The 21,548-nt window shown below is 65.8% G+C and carries 21 protein-coding genes; 12 read left to right on the top strand and 9 right to left on the bottom strand.

All coding sequences use genetic code 11. The annotated features are described in order from the left end of the window. Nucleotides 1-2: 2 nt before the first annotated feature. The 4 genes from devC to ACQY8M_RS13385 form a co-directional block, all read right to left on the bottom strand. Entirely contained in the window at nucleotides 3-1,190 is a 1,188-nt protein-coding gene (gene devC, locus ACQY8M_RS13400; protein ID WP_428672732.1) for an ABC transporter permease DevC, read from the bottom strand. Then, nucleotides 1,180-2,310 carry an efflux RND transporter periplasmic adaptor subunit gene (locus ACQY8M_RS13395; RefSeq protein ID WP_428672730.1) on the bottom strand — a complete coding sequence of 377 codons (1,131 nt, stop codon included), beginning with the start codon at nucleotides 2,308-2,310 and terminating at the stop codon, nucleotides 1,180-1,182. Before ACQY8M_RS13395 ends, devC begins: the two co-directional genes overlap by 11 nt. Nucleotides 2,311-2,376: 66 nt before the next feature. Further along, nucleotides 2,377-3,177: an MlaA family lipoprotein gene (locus ACQY8M_RS13390; protein ID WP_428672728.1), complete on the bottom strand. Its 801-nt coding sequence runs from the start codon at nucleotides 3,175-3,177 to the stop codon at nucleotides 2,377-2,379. Between the two features lie 153 nt (nucleotides 3,178-3,330). After that, entirely contained in the window at nucleotides 3,331-4,230 is a 900-nt protein-coding gene (locus ACQY8M_RS13385; RefSeq protein ID WP_428672726.1) for a phosphoadenylyl-sulfate reductase, read from the bottom strand. A gap of 374 nt (nucleotides 4,231-4,604) precedes the next feature. Here ACQY8M_RS13385 and ACQY8M_RS13380 point away from each other — a divergent pair, with 374 nt between their 5' ends. Together ACQY8M_RS13380 and ACQY8M_RS13375 are read left to right on the top strand one after the other, a co-directional pair. Further along, a complete protein-coding gene (locus ACQY8M_RS13380) occupies nucleotides 4,605-5,270 on the top strand; it encodes a response regulator (protein ID WP_428672724.1) in 666 nt (221 codons plus the stop codon). Beyond that, nucleotides 5,267-6,577 (top strand): ATP-binding protein, encoded by a 1,311-nt coding sequence (locus ACQY8M_RS13375; protein WP_428672722.1) that lies wholly within the window; start codon nucleotides 5,267-5,269, stop codon nucleotides 6,575-6,577. The genes ACQY8M_RS13380 and ACQY8M_RS13375 overlap by 4 nt, the downstream gene beginning before the upstream one ends. 233 nt (nucleotides 6,578-6,810) lie before the next feature. On the opposite strand, the gene ACQY8M_RS13370 is transcribed toward ACQY8M_RS13375, so the two are convergent. Next, nucleotides 6,811-7,431: a LysR substrate-binding domain-containing protein gene (locus ACQY8M_RS13370; protein WP_428672720.1), complete on the bottom strand. Its 621-nt coding sequence runs from the start codon at nucleotides 7,429-7,431 to the stop codon at nucleotides 6,811-6,813. After that, nucleotides 7,407-7,811: a DNA-binding protein gene (locus ACQY8M_RS13365; RefSeq protein WP_428672718.1), complete on the bottom strand. Its 405-nt coding sequence runs from the start codon at nucleotides 7,809-7,811 to the stop codon at nucleotides 7,407-7,409. Before ACQY8M_RS13365 ends, ACQY8M_RS13370 begins: the two co-directional genes overlap by 25 nt. 250 nt (nucleotides 7,812-8,061) lie before the next feature. Here ACQY8M_RS13365 and ACQY8M_RS13360 point away from each other — a divergent pair, with 250 nt between their 5' ends. The 6 genes from ACQY8M_RS13360 (at nucleotide 8,062) to ACQY8M_RS13335 (ending at nucleotide 12,552) form a co-directional block, all read left to right on the top strand. Continuing rightward, on the top strand, nucleotides 8,062-8,454 hold the full coding sequence (locus ACQY8M_RS13360; protein ID WP_428672716.1) for a hypothetical protein: 393 nt from the start codon (nucleotides 8,062-8,064) through the stop codon (nucleotides 8,452-8,454). A 223-nt stretch (nucleotides 8,455-8,677) separates the two neighbouring features. Then, nucleotides 8,678-9,271 carry a PadR family transcriptional regulator gene (locus tag ACQY8M_RS13355; protein WP_428672714.1) on the top strand — a complete coding sequence of 198 codons (594 nt, stop codon included), beginning with the start codon at nucleotides 8,678-8,680 and terminating at the stop codon, nucleotides 9,269-9,271. After that, nucleotides 9,268-9,603, top strand: a complete 336-nt coding sequence (locus ACQY8M_RS13350) for a DUF2218 domain-containing protein (RefSeq protein ID WP_428672712.1) — start codon at nucleotides 9,268-9,270, stop codon at nucleotides 9,601-9,603. Before ACQY8M_RS13355 ends, ACQY8M_RS13350 begins: the two co-directional genes overlap by 4 nt. Before the next feature lie 118 nt (nucleotides 9,604-9,721). Continuing rightward, the gene (locus ACQY8M_RS13345) at nucleotides 9,722-10,945 is read left to right on the top strand and encodes an LLM class flavin-dependent oxidoreductase (RefSeq protein ID WP_428672710.1); all 1,224 of its coding nucleotides are present in this window, start codon (nucleotides 9,722-9,724) and stop codon (nucleotides 10,943-10,945) included. Then, nucleotides 10,946-12,025 (top strand): hypothetical protein, encoded by a 1,080-nt coding sequence (locus ACQY8M_RS13340; protein WP_428672708.1) that lies wholly within the window; start codon nucleotides 10,946-10,948, stop codon nucleotides 12,023-12,025. Nucleotides 12,026-12,030: 5 nt separating this feature from the next. Continuing rightward, nucleotides 12,031-12,552, top strand: coding sequence for a UGSC family (seleno)protein (locus ACQY8M_RS13335; RefSeq protein ID WP_428672706.1), 522 nt, complete (start codon nucleotides 12,031-12,033; stop codon nucleotides 12,550-12,552). 3 nt (nucleotides 12,553-12,555) lie between these two features. Here the strand turns inward: ACQY8M_RS13335 and ACQY8M_RS13330 are convergent, their stop codons facing one another. After that, nucleotides 12,556-13,368, bottom strand: a complete 813-nt coding sequence (locus tag ACQY8M_RS13330) for a tripartite tricarboxylate transporter substrate-binding protein (RefSeq protein WP_428672704.1) — start codon at nucleotides 13,366-13,368, stop codon at nucleotides 12,556-12,558. 477 nt (nucleotides 13,369-13,845) lie between these two features. Between ACQY8M_RS13330 and ACQY8M_RS13325 the strand changes: the two genes are divergently transcribed. From ACQY8M_RS13325 to ACQY8M_RS13310, 4 genes are all read left to right on the top strand, one after another. Beyond that, nucleotides 13,846-15,066 (top strand): efflux RND transporter periplasmic adaptor subunit, encoded by a 1,221-nt coding sequence (locus ACQY8M_RS13325; RefSeq protein WP_428672702.1) that lies wholly within the window; start codon nucleotides 13,846-13,848, stop codon nucleotides 15,064-15,066. 150 nt (nucleotides 15,067-15,216) lie between these two features. Further along, complete coding sequence (locus tag ACQY8M_RS13320; protein ID WP_428672700.1) at nucleotides 15,217-18,372, top strand: multidrug efflux RND transporter permease subunit; 3,156 nt, start codon at nucleotides 15,217-15,219, stop codon at nucleotides 18,370-18,372. A gap of 9 nt (nucleotides 18,373-18,381) precedes the next feature. Continuing rightward, on the top strand, nucleotides 18,382-18,615 hold the full coding sequence (locus ACQY8M_RS13315) for a hypothetical protein (protein ID WP_428672698.1): 234 nt from the start codon (nucleotides 18,382-18,384) through the stop codon (nucleotides 18,613-18,615). 259 nt (nucleotides 18,616-18,874) lie between these two features. Beyond that, a complete protein-coding gene (locus ACQY8M_RS13310) occupies nucleotides 18,875-19,636 on the top strand; it encodes a TSUP family transporter (RefSeq protein ID WP_428672696.1) in 762 nt (253 codons plus the stop codon). Nucleotides 19,637-19,737: 101 nt separating this feature from the next. On the opposite strand, the gene ACQY8M_RS13305 is transcribed toward ACQY8M_RS13310, so the two are convergent. Both ACQY8M_RS13305 and ACQY8M_RS13300 read right to left on the bottom strand, forming a co-directional pair. Further along, nucleotides 19,738-20,664, bottom strand: a complete 927-nt coding sequence (locus tag ACQY8M_RS13305) for a branched-chain amino acid ABC transporter permease (protein WP_428672694.1) — start codon at nucleotides 20,662-20,664, stop codon at nucleotides 19,738-19,740. Beyond that, complete coding sequence (locus ACQY8M_RS13300) at nucleotides 20,661-21,548, bottom strand: branched-chain amino acid ABC transporter permease (RefSeq protein WP_428672692.1); 888 nt, start codon at nucleotides 21,546-21,548, stop codon at nucleotides 20,661-20,663. Before ACQY8M_RS13300 ends, ACQY8M_RS13305 begins: the two co-directional genes overlap by 4 nt.

Here is a 21,548-nt window from a genome sequence, read left to right as displayed (position 1 = left end):
CATCAGAACACGTCCGCCGGATCGGCGTTGCGCACGCGCCGCATGGCGATCGCGCCGGAGATGGCGCACATGGCGACGGCGAGGCCGAACACCAGGGCGAGTCGCCCGGCCGTCATCCCGATGGGCATCGTGAGGGCCTCATGCACGACGGCGTAAAGTGCGAGCGACGCCAGCAGGCCCGGCACGAAGCCCGCGATCGCCAGGATCAGGGACTGCTCGAACACCACGGCGAGCAGCGCCCGGTTGGTGAAGCCCATGGCCTTGAGGGTGGCGTACTCGGCAAGATGGTCGTGCACGTCGGCCGACAGGATCTCCAGCACGATGACGACGCCCACGATCATGCCGATGATGGTGCCGAAGGTGAAGACGAAGGCGATCGCCGAATCCCGCCGCATGCGGCTCTTGGTGTGCTCGATGAAGTCGGACATGGTCATGACCGTGGTGTCGTCATAGCGGCCGAAGCGGGCGCGGATGGCCGATGCGACCTTCGCGACATCGTGGCCTGGCGCCACGTGCACCAATCCGGCACTGGGCGCCGCCGGAACCCTGTTGATGGCGAACTCGAAGAAGGTCTGGTCCGATACGATCAGCACGCCCTCGCTGTCGAACGAGGAACCGATCTGCATGGTGCCGACCAGCGTCACCGTACGTCCCGCAAGCTCGGTCTGGGGGCGTTCGCCCCGATCGATGGCATCGCTGAACGGCGTGTAGTCGCCGCGCGTCTTGCGGTCGAACAGCGCCGCGCCGGTCTCGACCAGCAGACGCTGCTTAGACGAGATCTCGGGATCGCGGAAGGCGTCGAAGTCGGGCCGAACACCGATGACGAGCATCTGGCCACGCTCGCCGCGGTCGTTCTCCGATTGCTTGATCCATTCGCGCGACGTCACGTACAGGGCCTCGGCATCGGCGACCCCCGGCACCCCCGTCGCCTGCAGGAGCCGGCTGCGCGGGAAGGTGCCGGGATTGGCAAGATCGCGCGAGGTCGACGACAGCAGGACGATGTCGGCGTTGAGCTGGCGATGCATCATGACCGCCGAGTCGAACAGCATGTTCATAAAGCCGAGCTGCATGAAGATCAGCAGCACGGCAAAGGCCACGCCTGCGATGGCTATCGCCAGCCGCCCCTTGGCATGGACGAGCTGCCTCCAGCCGAGCGGCGTGCGGCTGCCGATCCATCCTTTAATCAACACGGGACAGCTGCTGCGGGCTGCGGCCGGCGCCCGGCGCGGTGCGCTCGATCGCGACGCGGACCTGCAGGTTGGTCAGCGCCGAGACGCGGGCCGAGGAGACCGGGTCGAGCTTCACGATCACTTCCACGACCCGTGAGTCGAGCACCGCCGCGGGATCTTCGCGGATGATGCCTTGGGTGCCGACGGCCACGCCGATGCGGTCGACCGTCCCATGCAGCGGCGTGGCGAGCGACCGCGACGTCACGGTCGCGGGCTGGTCGAGCGCGACGGCGGCGATGTCCGCTTCGAACACCTCGGCCCGCACCACCATGGCCGACACGTCGCCCATCTCGGCAAACCCTTCCGTGCCGAGCTGCTGGCCGAGGCGCGCGTGCAGCCGCAGGATCGTGCCGTCCATGGGCGCCCGAAAATGCGACAGGGCGCGATCGGTGCGGGCCTTCTCCGCGGCGGCCTCGGCGGCCCGCAGCTCGGCGCGCGCCACCGCTTCCTCGAGGCGATGGCCATTGGCGTCGCGCTGCTGGATGCGCTCGAGCGCCAAGGTCGAGCTCCTGAGCTTGCGGTTCGCCGAGAGCAGCGCCAGCCGCTTGTCGATCAGGGCGGGGTCGCTGTACAGCCCGGCCTTGTTGAGATGGCTCAACCGGTCGAAGTCCCACTGGGCGCGGTCGCGCTCGGCCACCTGTTGCTCGAGCGCGGCGCCGAGGCTCTGCTCGGCATTGTCGAGCTCGGCGAGCTTCAGCGCGAGGTGCGCCGTCTTCGTCGCCACGTTGGCGTCGGCCTGGGCCTGCGCCGCCGCCAGCCGGGGCTCGGTGTCGAGGATGCCCAGCGCTTGGCCCCGGGTCACGCGCTGGCCCTCGGCGACGGAAAGAACGGCGATGCGGCCGGCGTCGTTGCCGGAGGGACCGGCCAGCCGGAGCACCCGGCTCGCCGGCTCCACGCGGCCCAGGGCCACGATGGCGCCGTCGACACCGTCACCGGCAGGCCGGGCCGCGAACTGTGTCGCCGAAGAGGGCGACGCGGCCGCCGGCGCATTCGCCGCGGGCCGCGACGACAGAACGAGGGCCGCTGCCAGCAAGGCAAACGCGGCTGCCAAGACCGGAAGAAGCTTGAGAGGTATCCTCATTAACTGCTCCACGGAAGCGCGGCTGTTCGCTTATTGCAGCTGGACGGATCGTGCTTCAAGCAACGCTCAGTCCACCGCGGGAACGGGGACGGGAGCCGTTTGGGCCGCCTCCTTGTTGCGGCCGACCTCGCCAGCCTTTCCCTCGGCGACAAGCGCCGCGCGCCGTTGTGCGACAGCGGATCGCGAGGCCGCATAGTAGTCGAGGTAATCGCGTTCCAAGGAGTCGGTCGCGCGCAGCGCGCGGGCGCGTCCATCGACGACTCCAGCCGCTTTCGCGGCAGTGTCGACCGTCGCGATCGTACCGCCCGGGATCAAGCCCACCGGGTTCGCCACGATGTCGACGACCTTGCCGACGGTGTCACGCACATTCGACGGGCCGAGCAGCGGCAACTGGACGCTCGGGCCGGGGCCGATGCCCCACACCCCCAAGGTCTGCCCGAAATCCGCCGAGTGACCAGGCCGGTCCCAGTCGGTCGCCACGTCGAACAGGCCCGCTCCGCCGACGGTGGTGTTGATGACGAAGCGCTGGATCGTGTTCCAACTCCGACTGAAGTTGCCCTGGAGCACATCGTTCAGGGCCACGGTCGGTTCGCCAAGGTTACTGGTGAAGTTATGGACGCTCTTTTTCACGCGGCTAGGCATGTGCTCCTGATAAGCCCGCGCAACAGGCTGGATAGCATTGTCATCGACATACTTGTTTCCTTGGAAGATCACGCGATTCGTCGGCTCAGCCGGGTCGTTCTTTTGCTCGTACTCCGCGCGGGCTTCGGTTCCCGCCGGTGGATGCGCGCATGCAGTGAAGGTAAAAGCCGAACCGGCGCAGATCGCTGCAGACAGCAGACGCCTTAAGGACCCGGAAATGAGCATATCGATCTCCTTTGGTTGGGGAGTGGTTGCAGTTAATTTGGAGGCGGGTTCAAGCCATTCCAAGAAAGCGCATGTTCAGTTGAACCCTTCAATCGGGTGCGCTTCGCAGGAAGAAGCAAGCCGGTTTGGGCATACTTGGCACGATCAGTCAGGCTAGCCTTCGCGGCCGGCACGCACAGCGGACGGGGGTAACGATGCGCTTGGCGCCTCGGTTGGGATTGGCAGACGCCGGTGAATGCCGCATTCGGTCTTGGCGAGACCGCGCCACCGGCCGGCACGGGGGTCTTCGCCAACAGCGACGCGGGACGTGCAGGGCGCGCAGCCGATCGAAAGATACCCTCGGTCGACCAGTGGATGCGGCGGTAGGCGATGATCGGCAACATAGGCTGCGACGTCGTCGGCGCTCCAGTTCGCGAGCGGATTGATCTTCACATGGTCGTCGTCGGCTTCGAACACCGGCAGGTCGAAGCGCGTGTCCGCCTGGAAGCGCTTGCGGCCGCTGATCCAGGCATCGAAGCCGGCCAGGGCGCGCTGCAGCGGCGCCACTTTGCGGAAAGCGCAGCAGCCGTCGGGATCCCAGACAGCGCGACTGGCGTCGGCATCGAGAGCCGCCACCTCGGCTGCATCGGGCCCGATGCTGCGCAGGCCCGTTAGGCCGAGATGGGTGGCCAGACGATCGCGATAGTCGAGCGTCTCGGGGAAGTGACGGCCGGTATCGACGAACAGCACCGGTGTTGCCGCATCGATAGTGGCAACGAGGTGCAGCAGAACTGCCGATTCCGCGCCGAACGACGAGACGACAGCGACCCGGCCCGGAAAGGTCTCGTGCACAGCGGCGGCGAGCACGCGGGCGGGCAACGCGTAGCCGAGGCGCCGCTGCAGATCGAGGGCGAGCGCCCTCCTGTCGTCTCCGGCCTCGCAGCTGAGGTGATCCGAAGGGCCAGTGGGGTCGGAGGCGTCAGCCCTGTTGCCGATAACCCTGTCCTCTGCGGGGCCACCTTCCCTTGAAAAACTCCGCGAAGGAGAGCCCGAGAGCTTGTCGATCGAGACCATCACACTCTCCTACCGCCAGGTGAACAGACGGGTAGTCGTCAGGGCAACCCGCAGGATTGCTGCGGCCAACAAGGCAAGCGGGACCGCCAAGAGCGGATAAAACCTTGGAGATATCCTCATGGAGTGCTCCCAGAAACAGGCGACATTGAAACGGTGGTCAGAGACAGGTCTTTGCTATAGGGCATTCGCTTGCCCTGGCCGGATCTGACTTGTTTCGCCCTGTATCTGCAGGCCCTCTGGTTACAAGCCGTTACAAATCGCCGTGGCGAAGGGCGTACCCGCGTGATGTAAGAGCCATGACCGCCCGGGTGTAAGGGACCATGAATCGCTCGCCGCATATCCTTGTCGTTGAAGATGACCGCGAGATCCGGACGATGGTTTCGCGCCTCCTGCAGAAGCAGGGCTACCGCGTCACCGCGAGCGAAGACGGCCGCTCGATGGACAAGGCGCTCGGCGCGGCCAACGTCGACCTCATGCTGCTCGACATTATGTTGCCGGGTGGCGAAGACGGGCTGAGCATCTGCCGCCGCGTGCGCGCAAATTCCTCGGTGCCGATCATCATGCTGACCGCCGCCGGCGACACCACGGCGCGCGTCGTCGGCCTCGAAATGGGCGCCGACGACTACATCAGCAAGCCGTTCGATCCGCAGGAGCTCGTCGCCCGCACCAAGGCGGTGCTGCGGCGCGCGGCGGCGATGCCCGCCCGATCCGACACTCCGGTCACGCCGATGCGCTTCGACGGCTGGCATATCGATCCGGCGCGCCGCGAGCTGCGCGACCTGGCCGGTGCGCGTGTCATCCTGACCGGTGCCGAGTTCGACCTGTTGCTCGCCTTCTGCCGCCATCCACGGCGCACGCTGAACCGCGACCAGCTTCTCGACTTGAGCCAGGGCCGCGGCGGCGGCCCCCTCGATCGCGGCATCGACATCCTGGTCAGCCGGATTCGTCGCAAGATCGAAAGCAACCCGCGCGATCCTCAGACGATCAAGACGGTTCGCTCGGGCGGATACATCTTCACACCCGACGTCGAGGCCGGATGAGCCGGTTCTGGCGCCTGCTGTCCCTCGACAGCATCTCCAGGCAGATCACGGTATTGCTGGCCGTGGCGATCGTCGGTGGCTCCATCATTACGACGATGGCGGTGCTGTTGGTGCTCTCGGATCAGGACTACCCGACAGCCGCGGCCACCGCGCCGGTACGCGTCGCAACCGTGCTATCGGCCCTTCAGAACCTCCCTCGTCCCCTGCGGCAACAGGTTGTTTCGCGATACGCTGAAGAGTCCCTGCGCATTCGGCTCGATGGGCAACCCTCGGCGGGCGGCGACTTGTTCTCCCCGAGCCTCGAGATGTTGAAGACCCTCATGACGCAATACCTGCCCGCCAATACGCAGCTGTTGTACCTTGCCGAACACCAACCGAACATTGTCACTATCGTAGCGCGGCTGGGCGATGGTCAGACCGTGATGATGGAGGCGCGCTACAGCAAGATCTCGCTCCTTTCGGCGCCTTTGCTGGTACCTCTTATTTTATTGGCCGTATCGGCCATACTGCTGTCGATCTGGGCGGCCCGCCAGGTCGCTGCTCCGCTCAGCCGCTTCGCGGCAGCCGCGGATCAGTTCGGTCGCGACGGCGCCACCGCGCCGCTCGACGAGCGTGGACCGGCCGAGATCAGTCGTGCCTCTCACGCCTTCAACCGCATGCGCGAGCGCATCGCCCGTCTGATCGAGGACCGCACCAATCTCCTGCTGGCGATCAGCCACGATCTGCGCACGCCGCTCACCCGGCTACGTCTGCGCATCGCCGAGCTAGCCGCGGGGGACGAGGCGCTCAAGCATCGTGGCCTCGACGACATCGCGGCCATGGAGAGCAGCATCACGGCGGCCGTCACCTATCTGCGTGAAGGCAACGCCGAGGAGCCCGTAGAGCGCGTCGAGCTCGTGTCGATGCTGGGGACGATATGCGACCAGTTCTCCGACCTCGGCCACTCGGTCGAATATGTCGGCCCGGCACGCCTTGCCCTCACCTGCCGGCCGCGGGCGATGGACCGCGCGGTGACCAATCTCGTCGACAACGCCTCGAAGTATGGTTCGCATATCCAGGTGGTCCTGTCGCAGGGGGCCGATCAGATCTCCATCGAGGTGCGGGACGACGGACCCGGGATCCCCGATGACGAAAAGCCGCGTGTCATCAAGCCTTTCTACCGCAGCGATCCGGCGCGTCAGGGGGTGCGCGGCTTTGGCCTGGGACTGGCCATCGTGACCAGCATTGTGCAGGCCGAGGGCGGAACCTTCACGTTGCTCGACAACGAGCCGCGCGGGCTTCGCGCCCTCATCACGTTACCGGCCTAGAGGCGCTGAAATTGCAATGGATCGCATCCGGCGATTCCATGGAAACGTTCAGATGCAACATTCATCGCATCGCTTGAGCTGCAGCACTAGCGCAAGCCCGGCACGCCCAGATGGGCGACCATGATACTCAGATCGGTGGTTACTTCGGTCGTCTGTCCAGCCACGAATAGCCGGCGGAGTTCCACCACGATGCCGGTGTCGGAGATCTATAGGGCAGCAGGCACCCTTTTCCTTCATGGACAATTCGTCAATCCGCGCGCCACGTCGAGCAAAAGCCGGCGAAACCACCGGTGTCTCGGATCGGCATTAGACCGCTCGTGCCAATAGAGTGCTCCCCGGAGCGGCGGCAAGGCGATCGGCGGACGCATGATGCGCAATGAAAGGTGATCACCGACGCCGCGCGCCAGCCGTTCGGGGATTGTGGCGATTGCATCGGACCCCGCGACCAGATCAGGAATAGTGAGCATACTTTGCGCCAGCATGGCGATCCTGATCCGCCGGGATGCGTAGCGCGCGCCCTTGTCGCGCATCCGATACGATACGCCGAGATACTGCTCGAGCGACAGAGTTCCTCCATCCGCTTGCAGACTGCGCGTCTTCACCGCTGCGGCGGGGCGCACATGCGGAAGCTCGAAGAAGTCGTCCAAGCGCAGTCGTTCCCCGACTATGGGGTGCCCTTCACGCACCAGACAGACCAGTCGATCCTCCGGCAATCTGGCGAAGCGCGATTCGGGCCGGGGATCATGAATCCAGGCTAGCCGAAAATCGACCTCGCCACTATCCAGCCAGGCCCGGGTGAGTTCTGGATTGGGTGCGCGCAGTTCTACTGCTATTCTGGGCCCCTCCTCCTGCAATCGGGCGAGAAGGTCTTTAGCGCCAGCACGTCCTTCAGCCGTGCGCGGCGATGCTTGCCGACATAGCGGAAGGGCAGATCGCCGCGGTCCATGCGCAGCACGACGAGCGGCCGCGAGATGCCGAGGACGGCGGACGCCTCGGTGGGGCTCAGTTCCTGATCCTCGGCGAGAACCGCTACACGCTCGCCGCTCAACAGGCGCATGATCAGCGTCTCGACGACGCTGGCCGCCGCCGGCGGCAGCGCGACAGTCTGGTCCTGCCCACCCTTGCGTCGGACACGCAGCTCGACGCGATCTCCCTCGGCCAGCTTGGGTAATGGCAACACATTCTTGCGGACCCGGTCCGAGAGACCGGCGAACTTGACGACTCGACTGGCCATCAGGGGCTCTCCTGACCAGCCGATATAGTCGACAGAGTCCGTAACTGCAATAACTGAAAGGTTCGAGGGGGTGGCAAGGGGTCACCCGTCGTCACGCCCGCATCGTCAGTCGGCTTCACAGCGCACCAACGCGACCCTGCAGCAGTGGCGAACGCCCCTGCCGAACGGGCAGGCCCGGGTGATCGTCCTGAAATCAATCGGCGGCAGGCATTTTGACGGCATGACCGGGCTCTGATAGGCGGGTCGCACGATGCCGATCCGGATAACGATCGATCATTTCAACCGCGTCGTGATCGGCGTGGGCGATGGCGTCCTGACGATCCCGGATCTGGTTGCCTACGGCCTGGAAGTGCTGCAGGCGAAGGTCGTCCACTACGGCAAGATCATCGACGTAGCAGGGAGCGAACCCGACTTCACCAAGGCCGAGCTGTCGGCCTTTGCCCAGGTCCTGCGCGAGACCCGTGCCGACGCCCCCCGCGGCCCGCTGGCGCTGGTCGTCGATCCGAAGCGCGGGGAGCTGGCCAAGATATTCGTCGGCCTGGAAATGGGCGGCCGGCAGGCCGAGGTTTTCCGGAGCATCCACGACGCACGACGGTGGATAGCCGCGCAGATGAAAGAACACGCGCGCAACGACCAAGGCTGAGAGCCCGGGCGCGTCTCCGACGGTCGTTGGTGCGATCTCCGCCTGAACCATCGGTGTGGCTTTTCCAAGCGCCGGGCGTGCCGGTCGTCGCTATCCGCCTCACCAAGCAGCAAGCGACGGCAGTCCCTAATAAGGCGAAAACAAGGCTTTTTGGATGCACCGTTGACTATAGAGCGTTCTAAGATATATCTAAGATATGTTGAAACCTAAAGAGAGACACTCAATGAGACATCAGCACCATCATCACGGGCCCGAACACGGGCACCACCCTCATTTCGGAATCGGCGGCCGCGGCGGTCGTCGCGGCTTTGGCCGGGGCGATTGGGGTGAACCCGAGGACGGGCGTGGCGGTCGCCGCCGCCGGGTCTTCGACGCGGGCGAGCTCCGCCTCCTGCTGCTCAAATTGATCTCCGACCAACCCCGGCACGGCTATGAGCTGATCCGGGCGATCGAGGAGCTGAGCGGCGGCTTCTATGTGCCCAGTCCCGGCGTTGTCTATCCGACCCTGACGATGCTCCACGAGATGGGCCAGATCGAAGAGGCCGTTTCTGGCGGCGCACGGAAGGCGTTCTCGGCGACGCCCGAAGGGACCGAGCATCTCGTAGCCCGGAAAGCGGAAGTCGACGCGCTGCTCGCGCGCCTCGCCCAGCTCGCCAGCGCGCACGAGCGAACCGATGGCGGGCCGATCCGTCGGGCCATGCAGAACCTGAAGGCAGCGCTGATGTACCGGCTCGACCGCGAGAATGTCCCTGCCGAAACCCTTCACCAGGCAGCGGCGATCCTCGACGAGGCGGCGCAAAGGATCGAGCGGCTATGAGCGACACGACGATGACCGTCACCAGCACCGCGCGGGTGCCGACCCTGCACGCCAGCCGCTACCTGCAACAGCTTTGCAAGCACTGGGGCCACAACCTGGCCGTCGAGTTCACCGAAACGAACGGCACGGTGACCTTTCCGCGCAACGCGCGCGGCGCCGACTGGCCGGGCGACGCCACGCTGCTGTTAAATGCGCACGAAGATGGCCTCGAATGCCGTCTCACGGCGAGCAGCGCCGGCCAGCTCGCCGCGCTCAAGGAAGCCGTTTCGCGCCACCTCGACCGCTTCGCCTTCCGCGAGGCGCCGCTCAGCTTCGATTGGCGGGAGCCGTAGCACGGCGGGATGCAAGCGCGTTCGCTGATCAAAACCGGCGTTCCGATAAACGGGGCGCAGAGGATCGCTTTCCCGTCCGCGCGATGTAAGATCGTCGTCAACCCGGAGGAAATCGAGCATGAAGTTCGGCATTTTCTACGAGCTGCAACTGCCGCGGCCCTGGACGGAAGGCGACGAGCATCGGCTCTACCAGAATGCGCTCGACCAGATCGAGCTGGCCGACCGTCTGGGCTACGACCATGCCTGGCAGGTCGAGCATCATTTCCTCGAGGAATACTCCCATTCGCCGTCGCCGGAATCCTTCCTCGCGGCGGCCAGCCAGCGCACCAAGCAGATCCGTCTCGGCCACGGCATCATGCAGCTCACGACCAACCATCCGGCCCGCGTCGCCGAGAAGGTCGCCAGCCTCGACCTGCTGTCGAACGGCCGCTGCGAATTCGGCATGGGCGAGAGCGCCTCGATCACCGAGCTCGAGCCGTTCGGCGTCGACATGGACAACAAGCGCGAGATCTTCGAAGAGGCCGTCCGCGCTGTCATGCCGATGTTCAAGGACGGGCCCAGCGAGCATCACGGCAAGTACTTCAACATGCCGCTGCGCCATGTCCTGCCCAAGCCGCTGCAGAAGCCGCACCCGCCGCTATGGGTCGCCTGCTCACAGCTCGACACGCTCGCCAAGTGCGGCGAATGGGGCATGGGCGCGCTCGGCTTCCAGTTCGTCTCGGCCGATGCCGCGCACGCCTGGGTGCATGCCTACTACAACGCCTTCGTGAAGCGGCAGAAGAAGCTCGCCGATTACCGGACCAACCCGAATATCGCGCTGGTCTCCTTCTTCATGTGCGCCAAGACCGACGAAGAGGCACGCGCGCGCGCCGACGGCGACACCTTCTTCCAGTTCGCGCTGCGCTTCTACGCAGCGGCGCCCGGGCGCCGGAGACCGCCGGCTGGCACCGTCAACATGTGGGAAGAGTACCAGAAGTGGAAGGCGGCCAATCCGGAGGCGCACGCCGCGGCGCTGCGTGGCGGCCTGATCGGTTCGCCCGAGACGATCCGGCGCAAGCTGCGGAGGTTCCAGTCCTCCAACATCGACCAGGTCGTGCTGCTCAACCAGGCCGGCCGCAACACCCACGAGGACATCTGCGAATCGCTCGAGCTGTTCGCAAAGGAAGTCATGCCGGAATTCCAGCAGGCCCATCCGCAGCTGCTGAAGTGGAAGGAGCAGGTGCTCAATCGCGAGATCGATCTCGAAGAGATCGACACCACGGCCTTCAAGGACCGCTACGGCGGCACGATGAAGGCCATCGCGCCGCCACCCGAGGCGCCGAAGGTGCAGGCGGCGGAGTAGATGGCCGCTCTCGCCCCTCGCATCCACGAGGCGCCGGACGATCTGCTCGCCGCCATCGACTATTGCTACGAGCAGGGCTGGACCGACGGCCTGCCGGTCGTGCCGCCGGCGGTCGACCGGGTGAAGGCTATGCTGGCGGCCGACAGCCGGCTGCCGGAAACCGTGATCGCCCGCCATCCCGCGACCGGTCTCGACCTCTCGCTGCATGCCGCCGCGGTCAACGCCGTGATGGCCGGCTGCCTGCCGGAGTATTTTCCGGTGATCGTCGCGGCCTTCGAAGCGATGGACAGGCCCGACTTCAACTTCCATGGCTCGACCGCCAGCACCGGCGGCTCGGCGCCGCTGCTGATCGTGAGCGGCCCCTATGCCGACGAGATCGGCATGAATGCCGACGTCAACCTGTTCGGCCCCGGCAACCGGCCCAATGCCACGATCGGCCGCGCGGTGCGGCTGATCCTGCGCAACGTCTTCCAGATGCTGCCCGGCATCTCCGACAAGTCGACGCAAGGCAACCCGGGCAAGTACAGTTTCTGCATCGCCGAGCGCGCGCGCGGCAACCCGTGGCCGCCGCTGTGCGAGGCGCAGGGCTATGCCCGGGGCGTCTCGAGCGTCACGGCCTATGCCGGCGGCGGCTTCTGCAATGTCGAGAACCACGGCGGCAACACGCCGGAGCAGGTCCTGGGCTCCGTCGCCGACGCGATGGCGAACTATGGCTGCATCACGCTGGGCCAGACCGTGGTGATCCTGGCGCCGGAGCACATGCTGATCGTCGCTGCGGCCGGCTGGACGCGCGAGAAGGCGCAGGACTTCCTGTTCAGCCAGGCCAAGCGCCCGGTCGAGGGGATGAAGGGCGTCGGCAAATACCGCGACCGCGAATACGACACGCAGCATGGCGAGGAAGGGCACGCGCTCGCCGAGTCGGGCTTCATGCATCGCGGCCTTCGTCCCGATGATATCCTGATCACGATGGGCGGCGGCGATGCCGGCGGCCATTCGTGCTTCATTCCGTCGTGGAGCCGCGGCCGCGGCTCGATCATGCAGCACGCGCCGATCGTCCTGCCCGCCGGCAAGAGGAGCTGAACCGAATGCAACTCTACTCGCCTTTGTCCACCACGCCGAAGCGCAAGGCGTTTCGCGCGCCCGCCCTCGCCAGCATCGACGGCCTGCGGATCGGCATCCTCGAGAACGGCAAGCTCAACGCCGAGGAGATGCTGAACGAGGTCGCCGCCCTGTTTGTCGAGCGCAACGGCTGCGTCGTCCGCACCCTTGCCTCGAAGAAGAACGCCAGCGCGCCGGCGCCGGGCAACACGCTGGTCAATGTCGCGCAGGAGGTGGATTTCCTCATCACCGGCCTGGGCGATTGAGGCTCCTGCTCGACGTGCAGTCTGCACGACGGCATTACCTTCGAGCAGCTCGGCAAGCGCGCCGTGGTGCTGTGCACGACACCGTTCGAGGTCACGGCGAGGAACATCGCCCGCGTCCTCGGCCTGCCCGATTATCCTTTCCTGACGGTCCAGCATCCGATCGGCAGCTGCACCCTGCCCGAGCTCAGGGCGCGGGCCGAGATCGCCTACGCCCAGGCGATGCCCATCCTGTTGCAGGGCTGAAGCCTATTTGACGGCCTCGGCCGCCGCGATGCCGGTGGCTTCCAGGCGCGCCAGCCAGTCGCGGCGGTGAGCTTCGATCAGTGCCGTAAGCTCGTCGGGTGAAGAGGTCTCGACCTCCAGCCCCAGCGGCTTCAGCAGCTCGACCACCTCGCGGTCCTCGATGACCGAGCGCAGCCGGCGGTTCAATTGTGTCGCCAGTGGAGCGGGCGTGGCGGGCGACGCGAAGAAGGCGAACCATTCCTCCATGTCGAGCGTCGGGTAGCCGAGCTCCAGCGCGGTCGGAATGCCGGGCGCCGCGGACAGGCGCCGGGAGCCCGTCGTCATGACGATGCGGGCGCGACGGCCACGGTGCGGCGGCAGCAGGGAGGTCACGGTATTGACAGTCGCCGGAATGCGCCCGTCCCGCAGGTCGTTCAGGATCGGCATGACGCCGCGATAGTACACGGGCTCGAGCGATTCACCGATCGATCGGCGCAGCAATATGTTCAACACCTCGACGAAGGTCGTGTTCGACGAGACCGCGATCCGACGGCGCGTCGCGTCGCCCTGATTGATCCAGTCGAGATAGTCCTTGAAGCTGTCGATGCCGAGCGTCGGCGACACGGCAAAGGCGATCGAGAAGTTCCCGATCTTCGTGATCGGCGCCAGGTCCTTGACGGGATCGAAGGGAAAGTTCCGGGTCGCCAGCCTGGAGATCAGCGTCGTCGACGACAGCAGCGCCAGCTCCGAGGCGTCGGGGCCGGCCTTCCTGACGATCTCTCCGGGCATGGCACCGAACGCGCCGGTTCGATTCTCGACCGTGATCCGCCGGCTCATCAACCGCTGCAGTTGGAGGGCAATGGCCCGAGCGACGGAGTCTGCGCCGCCCCCCGCCTCGAAACCGACGAAGATTCGCAGATCCTTCTCGCGCTGAAGGCTCTGGCCCCGAGCGGTACCGAGAAGGAAGGCGGAACCGGCAAAAGCGCCCGCCGCAAGGTACGTCCGACGTTTCACGTACACCGATCCCAATAAGCACTAAGCATCGCCAGCTACAGCGCCGCTGGCAACAGTTTATTGCTCTGAAGATGAAAACAGTTGCTTCGCATTCGCGCAACGGATTCTCGCCCTCCGTGGCTGGGCGGTAACGTCGACCATACCCCCGTCGAGTTGAATGCATCCTGCGTTACGTTCACACGTTCTTGACGGCGGAAGCGGCGATCTGCCCCGCCTTCGGCCCCGCGTCGGACATAAACACCGTCCTTATTGATGGCTGCCCCCGAGGTGATGGGGACCAGCGATCGGGAGTCAGGCGGAATGGCCACGCTCAGGAAATCCGGCATTGCGGTTGCGGTCACGGCTCTGTTGGCCGTCGCAGCCGCCGGATACTTTTTCATCGACCAGGCCGGCCTCGACAAGGCGCGCGCCGCGGACGTGCCGGCCGCACCGCCCGGCATCCCGGCTACCGTAGGCTTCGCCGAGAAGAAGGACATACCGGTCTATGTGCGCGGCATCGGCTCCGTGCAGGCCTTCAACATGGTCAGCGTGAAGAGCCGGGTCGACGGACAGATCATGAAAGTGGCCTTCAAGGAGGGCCAGGAAGTGAAGGCGGGCGATCCGCTGTTCCAGATCGATCCGCGGCCCTATCAGGCCGCGCTCGACCAGGCGACCGCCGCCAAGCAGCGCAGCAAGGCGCAGCTCGTCGGCGCGGAAGCCGACCTCGAACGCTACGGCAAGCTGATCGGCTCTGGATATCAGTCGCGCCAGAGCTTCGACCAGCAGAAAGCGATCACCGACGCGCTGAAGGGGGCGATCGCCGGCGACCAGGCCGCGATCGACACCGCCAGGCTCAACCTCGGCTATGCCGACATCCGCGCGCCGATCGACGGGCGCACCGGCTCGCGCCAAGTCGATCCCGGCAACCTCGTGCAGACCAGTCAGAACACCGCGCTCGTCACAATCACCCAGACCCGGCCGATCTTCGTCAACTTCACCGTGCCGCAGGATCAGACCGACACGATCCGCATCAACCAGAAGGTCGCGCCGTTGGAGGTCATCGCCTACAGCAGCGACGAGAAGACAGAACTGGCCAGGGGCAAGGTCACGCTGATCGAAAACCAGATCGACGCTGCGACCGGCACCCTGAAGCTCAAGGGCACGTTCGAGAACGCCGACGAGCGGTTGTGGCCGGGCGAGTTCGTGAGCGTCCGTCTGGTGCTGTCGACCCGCAAGGACGCCGTCACCGTACCGCAGCGCACGGTCATGCAGGGCGCCAGCGATTCCTTCGTCTATCTCGTGAAGGCCGACAACACCGTCGAGCGACGCACCGTCGAGATCGCCGCCTCGCAGGACGGCGTGGCGGTGATCGGCAAGGGCCTCGACGCCGGCGACAAGGTGGTCATCGACGGCCAATATCGCCTGACCAACGGTGCCAGGATCAGGGTCGAGGCACCCAAGACCGATCAGGCACCGGCACCGCCGCTTTCTGCCGCCGCTGCTCCCGCTTCGGCACCGCAGGCATCCACCCATGAGCGCTGACCTTGGCATGCTGGGAGCGCGGCTCTCCAGAGCCGCTCTTCTTCGAGTTGCCAAATCCCATGAGCGGCTCTGGAGAGCCGTGCTCCCAGCAACCCGATCCCATCAAGAAAATGGAACGAAGGTCGCGCCTATGAGGACCGGGCGGCGGCCATGAACATCTCCGAGACCTTCATCCGCCGCCCGATCGCCACCTCGCTGATGATGCTGGGCCTGCTGGTATTCGGAGCGGCGACCTACAATCTGCTGCCCGTCGCGGCGCTGCCCAACGTCGACTTCCCGACGATCACGGTGTCGGCCACCCTGCCGGGCGCCAGCCCGGAGACGATGGCCTCTTCGGTGGCCACGCCGCTGGAGCAGCAGTTCGCCGCCATCCCCGGCCTCGCCTCGATGAACTCGACCAGCGGGCTCGGCACCACCTCGATCACCCTGCAGTTCGATCTCAATCGCGCGATCGACGGCGCGGCAACCGATGTGCAGACGGCGATCAACGCCGCGAGCGGCCTGCTGCCCAAGGACCTGCCGAATCCGCCAACTTATCGGAAGGTCAATCCGGCCGACCGCGCCATCCTGATCTACGCCGTCTCGGCCGACGACCTTCCGATCTACAAGGTCGACGACTACGCCTTCACGATCCTGGCGCAGAAGATCTCGGCCGTGACCGGCGTGTCTCAGGTCCTGGTCGCCGGCCAGCAGGACTTCGCGGTGCGCGTGCAGGCCAATCCGTCGGCGCTCGCCGCCCGCGGCATCGCGCTCGAGGACGTGCGCACTGCGATTTCCAACGCCACGGTCAACCAGGCCAAGGGCAACGTCGAGAACGCCCACCAGCAGGCCACGATCGACACGAACGATCAGATCTTCAACGCGGCGGGCTACAAGAACATCATCGTCGCCTACCGCAACGGCGCTCCGGTCAAGCTGCAGGACATCAGCCAGGTGATCGACGCCACCAAGTCGCCGCGCAACGGCGCCTGGTTCAACGGCAAGCGGTCGGAGCTGCTGCTGATCTTCCGCCAGCCCGGCGCCAACACCGTCGAGATCGTCGACCGCATCAAGGCGATGATGCCCCGCCTGCTCGCCTCGGTGCCAACGGCCGTCCATGTTGAGCTGATGTCCGACCGATCGCAGTCGATCCGCGATTCGGTGCTCGACGTCGAGTTCACGCTCGTGCTCACCGTCGCGCTGGTGGTGATGGTGATCTTCATCTTCCTGCGCCACTTCTGGGCGACGGTCATCCCGTCGATCACCGTGCCGCTCGCCCTGGTCGGCACCTTCGGCGTGATGTACGTCGCGGGCTACTCGATCGACAACCTGTCGCTGATGGGCCTCACCATCGCGGTCGGCTTCGTGGTCGACGACGCGATCGTCATGATCGAGAACATCGTGCGCTACATCGAGGAGGGCGAGAAGCCGTTCGACGCGGCGCTGAAGGGCGCGGGCCAGATCGGGTTCACCATCATCTCGATCACCTTCTCGCTGATCGCGGTGTTCATTCCGCTGCTGTTCATGGGCGGCATCGTCGGCCGGCTGTTCCGCGAGTTCGCCGTCGTCGTCACCGTCGCCGTCGTCATGTCGGCCTTCGTGTCGCTCACCCTGACACCCGTGATGTGCGCACGTTTCCTGAAGCGCGAGACGAACCACCACCGTGGCCGGCTGAACCAGATGGCCGAGGACGCCTTCGACGCCGCGGTGCGCTTCTACGACCGCGGCCTGCAGTGGGTGCTGCGCCATCAGTTCCCGACCCTCGTGTCGACCATCGTGCTGATCGGCCTCACCGGCTATCTCTACGTCATCATCCCCAAGGGCTTCTTTCCCGAGCAGGACACCGGCTTCATCTTCGGCCAGGCCGAGGCGCGGCAGGATATCTCCTTTGCCGCGATGGCCGATCTCGCCAATTCGCTCTCGGCGGTGGTCCAGAAGGACCCGGGCGTGGGCGGCGTGGTGAGCTTCGTCGGCTCGACCGGCGGCAACTCCTCGGAGAACACCGCGCGCATGTTCATCCAGCTCAAGCCGTTCGGCGACCGCGATGCCTCGGCACAGCAGATCATCCAGCGGCTGCGGCCCAAAGTGGCCGAGGTCCCTGGCGTGAAGTTCTTCATGCAGGCGGGACAGGACATCAACGTCGGCGGCCGGCTCAGCAAGACGCAGTACCAGTATACGCTGACCTCGACCGATTCGGCGGAGCTGAACCACTGGGCGCCGATCATCGAGCAGCAGATGGCGAAGCTCCCAGGCCTGCAGGACGTAACGTCGGACCAGCAGATCGCCTCGCCGCACATCGCCGTCGACATTGACCGCGACTTGGCCTCACGGCTCGGCCTGTCGCTCTCGCAGATCGACCAGACGCTGTACGACGCCTTCGGCCAGCGCCAGGTGGCGACGATCTACACCTCGAGCACGCAGTACAAGGTCGTGCTCGAGGTGCTGCCGGAATTCCAGAACGACCCGTCGGCGCTGTCGCGGATCTATGTCACCGGCACCGGCGGCGCGCAGGTGCCGCTCGGCACCGTCGCGAAGTTCAGCCACAAGGTCGCGCCGCTCACCATCAACCACCAGGGCCAGTTCCCGGCGGTCACCGTCTCCTTCAACCTCGCGCCCGGCACGGCGCTTGGCCAGGCGGTCGAGCGCATCCAGCAGATGCAGCGCGACCTCAAGGTGCCGATCACCCTCGACGGCAGCTTCCAGGGCACGGCGCAGGCCTTCCAGTCGTCGCTCAGCTCGACGCCGCTGCTGGTCGCGGCGGCGATCCTCGCCGTCTACATCGTGCTCGGCATGCTCTACGAGAGCTACGTCCATCCGATCACCATCCTGTCCGCCCTGCCCTCGGCCGGCGTCGGCGCGCTGCTGGCGCTGATGGCGTTCGGCTACGATCTCAGCGTGATCGCGCTGATCGGCATCATCCTGCTGATCGGCATCGTGAAGAAGAACGCGATCATGATGATCGACTTCGCGCTCGAGGCGGAGCGCAACCACGGCAAGAGCCCGCTGGAGGCGATCCACGAGGCCTGCCTGTTGCGCTTCCGCCCGATCATGATGACGACCTTCGCCGCGATCGGCGGCGGCCTGCCGCTGGCCCTCGGATCCGGTGCCGGCTCCGAGCTGCGCCGGCCGCTCGGCATCGCCATTGTCGGCGGCCTGCTGGTGTCGCAATGGCTCACGCTCTACACCACGCCGGTGATCTACCTCTATCTCGACCGCTTCGCGCACTGGCTGGGCGGCAAGCAGCGCCGGCCGGCGGGTGAGATCCCGGACGCCGTGCCCGCGCTGCCGCCGCCTTCATCCGAAGCCGGCATCCGGGCAGCCGAATGAGGTCGCGCCATGACCGGCCGTCACGAGGACGAGGAATACCTGGAGCAGGATGAGGACGAGCGCGAGGCTGCCGGTCGCCGCAAGAGCCTGATCGCGCTCGCCGTGATGGCCGTGCTCGTGGTCGCCGGGATCGTGCTGGTCGACCGGCTGCGCAACGTGTCGGCCGTGCAGGACTGCCTGATGACGCGGGCGACCAACTGCAACGACCTGGTCACGCCGGCGGTGCCGACACGCAACCGGTGAGGGCATCTCATGGTCATCCCTTCGGGTTGCTCGACATGGCTCCTCCGTCGTCTCGACCGGAGCGCGAAGCGCGGAGAGACCTTGCCTCAATCGGTAATGGCGTATGGTGGAAAGAAGGTCTCTCCACGCGGCCCTGCGGGCCTTGGTCGAGACGACGAAAAGGTCATAGGCGATTGCCCTGGGTCGTCCTCGCGGTTGAGGCATGCAGGCGGCGAAGCAGAAGTATTGACCGGCGCGGCAGGAGCGTCTCTATGGGCCGGTGGCGCAGCTCTGGACCCATGCAATCTTCCTGGTCTTCGTTACAGGCGCCGTTTATGCGCAGGCACTAACCGGGTTCGCGCTCGCGCTCATCCTTCTCGGCCTGATCGGCGCCACCAATCTGATGCCGCTAACCGACGCCGTGAATGCCACGACGATCATCGGGCTGTGCACCTCGTGGACCTTCCTCTATCGCCGCAGGGCGATCCGCATCGACCGCATCCTCATGCCGACCGTGGTCACCAACGCGGTGGGGGTCGTCGTCGGGGCCTTGTTGCTGTTCTGGCTCGTCGGAACGGCGTACCAGGTGCTTCGCCTCGTTCTCGGCCTCAGCATCGTTGCCTGCGCCCTGTCGCTATGGCATGCGGCACGGCCGCTGCCGGCCCTGTCGTCGCCCACGGTGTACGCCCTGACCGGCGGCATCGCCGGCATCATGGGCGGGATGTTCTCAGCCTCGGGGCCGCCGTTGGTCTATCTGATGTATCGACAGCCGATTCCGCTCGCGCAAATCCGGGAATGGCTCATGCTGATCTTCGGGCTCAGCACCGCGCTGCGCCTGCTCCTCGTGGTGCCGTCCGGCCAGTTCTCGCTCCTGTCCCTGCAGCTCGCGGTGGAAGCGCTGCCTATCGTGTTCATCGTGACATTCCATGCCGCGCGGCACCCGCCGCCCTTGTCGCCCAGGCTGCTCAAGGGCTTCATCTGCGTGCTGCTGATCGGCACGGGACTCAGCATGAGCATCGGCGCATTTCTCGAGATGCGATAGCCCTACGGCCAACGCTGGGTGCGCCGCCTGCACGCAGCGTCGCGGTAAACTCAGCCGGCATGGATTCAATTGTCGATCCGGTCCCAGCGATGGAAGGAGCCTCAGCCTGGCTTCCGCGCCTTCCACCAGGCGCTGAGCTCGCCGACGATGCCGCGGCGGGCGGCGAGCACGATGACCACGAAGATGAAGCCCTGGATGACCAGCACGAGCTGGCCCACGAAGGCGAGATAGTCCTGCATGGCGATAACGACGAAGGCGCCGATCACCGGGCCGATGATCGTGCCGAGCCCGCCGATCAGCGCCATCAGCACGACCTCGCCCGAGGTGCCGGCGCTCACGTCGGTCAGCGTCGCGAAATGCACGACCATCGCCTTGGTGGCGCCGGCGAGGCCCGCGACCGCGGCCGACAGGACGAAGGCGAGCAGCTTGTAGCGGTCGGCCTCGTAGCCCAGCGACACCGCGCGCTGCTCGTTATCGCGGATCGCCTTCAGCACCTGGCCGAACGGCGAATGGATGAAGCGGTAGATCGCGCCGTAGCCGAACAGGAAGATCGCCAGCACGATGTAATACATCGTGTAGTCGTTCTCGGTCGGGATGATGCCGAGCAGCGGCTTGCGCGGGATGCCCTGCAGGCCGTCCTCGCCGCCGGTGAAGGGCATCTGCACGCACAGGAAGTAGATCATCTGCGCGAAGGCGAGCGTGATCATGGCGAAGTAGATGCCCTGGCGGCGGATCGCCAGCGCCCCGGTGACCAGGCCGAGCGCCGCGGCGCCGAGCACGCCGGCGAGCAGGCCGAGCTCCATCGGCCAGTTCCAGACCTTGACGGTGTGGCCGAAGAAGTACGCCGCCATGCCGAAGAACATGGCATGGCCGAAGCTCATCAGGCCGACATAGCCGAGCAGCAGGTTGAAGGCGCAGGCGAACAGCGCGAAGCACAGCGCCTTCATCAAGAACACCGGATAGAACACCCATGGCGCAGCGAGCGCCACGACCGCGACCACGACGGCGATGAGGACGCGGTTGCTCATTTGGTCTGCCCGAACAGGCCGGCCGGCTTGATCAGCAGCACCAGCGCCATGACGACGAAGATCACCGTGTTGGACGCCGGCGGATAGCAGACCTTGGTGAAGCCCTCGACGATGCCCAGCCCAAAGCCGGTGACGATCGAGCCCATGATCGAGCCCATGCCGCCGATCACCACCACGGCGAACACGACCAGCACGAGGTTGGTGCCCATCAGCGCCGAGACCTGCTGGATCGGGGCGGCGAGAACGCCTGCCATGGCGGCGAGGCCGACGCCCAGCCCGTAGGTCAGCGTGATGAGCCGCGGCACGTTGATGCCGAAAGCGCGCACCAGCGTCGGGTTCTCGGTCGCGGCCCGCAGGTAGGCGCCGAGCTTGGTGCGCTCGATCGCGAACCAGGTCGCCAAACAGATCACCAGGGCCGCCACCACGACGAAGCCGCGGTAGGTCGGCAGGAACATGAAGCCGAGATTGGTGCCGCCGGGGATCGGGCTGGGATAGGGCGCGCCGGACGAGCCCCAGCGCCACTGGAACAGGCCCTCGATCATCAGCGCGAGGCCGAAGGTCAGCAGAAAGCCGTAGAGATGGTCGAGATGGTAGATGCGCTTCAGGAGCAATCGCTCGAGCACGATGCCGAACAGCCCGACCACGATCGGCGACAGGACCAGCGCCGCCCAGAACGGGATGTCGAGCTCGGTCAGCATCAGCCAGGCGGCGAAGGCGCCCATCATGTACTGCGCGCCGTGCGTGAAGTTGATCACGTTCAGCATGCCGAAGATCACGGCAAGGCCGAGGCTCAGCATGGCGTAGAAGGCGCCGTTGATCAGGCCGAGCAAGAGCTGGCTGAACAGAAGCTGCGACGAAACTTCAAAGATATTGCACGCACCCAT

The organism is Reyranella sp. (assembly GCF_965279465.1).
Lineage (GTDB): Bacteria > Pseudomonadota > Alphaproteobacteria > Reyranellales > Reyranellaceae > Reyranella.
This window is presented reverse-complemented; position numbering and strand designations above follow the sequence as displayed.

What these genes read in the sequence shown, in the direction of transcription:
- ACQY8M_RS13395 (WP_428672730.1), bottom strand. Translation starts at nt 2,310, where the DNA reads ATGAGGATACCTCTCAAGCTTCTTCCGGTCTTGGCAGCCGCGTTTGCC.
- ACQY8M_RS13390 (WP_428672728.1), bottom strand. Translation starts at nt 3,177, where the DNA reads ATGCTCATTTCCGGGTCCTTAAGGCGTCTGCTGTCTGCAGCGATCTGC.
- ACQY8M_RS13385 (WP_428672726.1), bottom strand. Translation starts at nt 4,230, where the DNA reads ATGGTCTCGATCGACAAGCTCTCGGGCTCTCCTTCGCGGAGTTTTTCA.
- ACQY8M_RS13380 (WP_428672724.1), top strand. Translation starts at nt 4,605, where the DNA reads ATGGTTTCGCGCCTCCTGCAGAAGCAGGGCTACCGCGTCACCGCGAGC.
- ACQY8M_RS13375 (WP_428672722.1), top strand. Translation starts at nt 5,267, where the DNA reads ATGAGCCGGTTCTGGCGCCTGCTGTCCCTCGACAGCATCTCCAGGCAG.
- ACQY8M_RS13365 (WP_428672718.1), bottom strand. Translation starts at nt 7,811, where the DNA reads ATGGCCAGTCGAGTCGTCAAGTTCGCCGGTCTCTCGGACCGGGTCCGC.
- ACQY8M_RS13360 (WP_428672716.1), top strand. Translation starts at nt 8,062, where the DNA reads ATGCCGATCCGGATAACGATCGATCATTTCAACCGCGTCGTGATCGGC.
- ACQY8M_RS13355 (WP_428672714.1), top strand. Translation starts at nt 8,678, where the DNA reads ATGAGACATCAGCACCATCATCACGGGCCCGAACACGGGCACCACCCT.
- ACQY8M_RS13350 (WP_428672712.1), top strand. Translation starts at nt 9,268, where the DNA reads ATGAGCGACACGACGATGACCGTCACCAGCACCGCGCGGGTGCCGACC.
- ACQY8M_RS13345 (WP_428672710.1), top strand. Translation starts at nt 9,722, where the DNA reads ATGAAGTTCGGCATTTTCTACGAGCTGCAACTGCCGCGGCCCTGGACG.
- ACQY8M_RS13340 (WP_428672708.1), top strand. Translation starts at nt 10,946, where the DNA reads ATGGCCGCTCTCGCCCCTCGCATCCACGAGGCGCCGGACGATCTGCTC.
- ACQY8M_RS13330 (WP_428672704.1), bottom strand. Translation starts at nt 13,368, where the DNA reads ATGAGCCGGCGGATCACGGTCGAGAATCGAACCGGCGCGTTCGGTGCC.
- ACQY8M_RS13325 (WP_428672702.1), top strand. Translation starts at nt 13,846, where the DNA reads ATGGCCACGCTCAGGAAATCCGGCATTGCGGTTGCGGTCACGGCTCTG.
- ACQY8M_RS13320 (WP_428672700.1), top strand. Translation starts at nt 15,217, where the DNA reads ATGAACATCTCCGAGACCTTCATCCGCCGCCCGATCGCCACCTCGCTG.
- ACQY8M_RS13315 (WP_428672698.1), top strand. Translation starts at nt 18,382, where the DNA reads ATGACCGGCCGTCACGAGGACGAGGAATACCTGGAGCAGGATGAGGAC.
- ACQY8M_RS13305 (WP_428672694.1), bottom strand. Translation starts at nt 20,664, where the DNA reads ATGAGCAACCGCGTCCTCATCGCCGTCGTGGTCGCGGTCGTGGCGCTC.
- ACQY8M_RS13300 (WP_428672692.1), bottom strand. Translation starts at nt 21,548, where the DNA reads ATGGGTGCGTGCAATATCTTTGAAGTTTCGTCGCAGCTTCTGTTCAGC.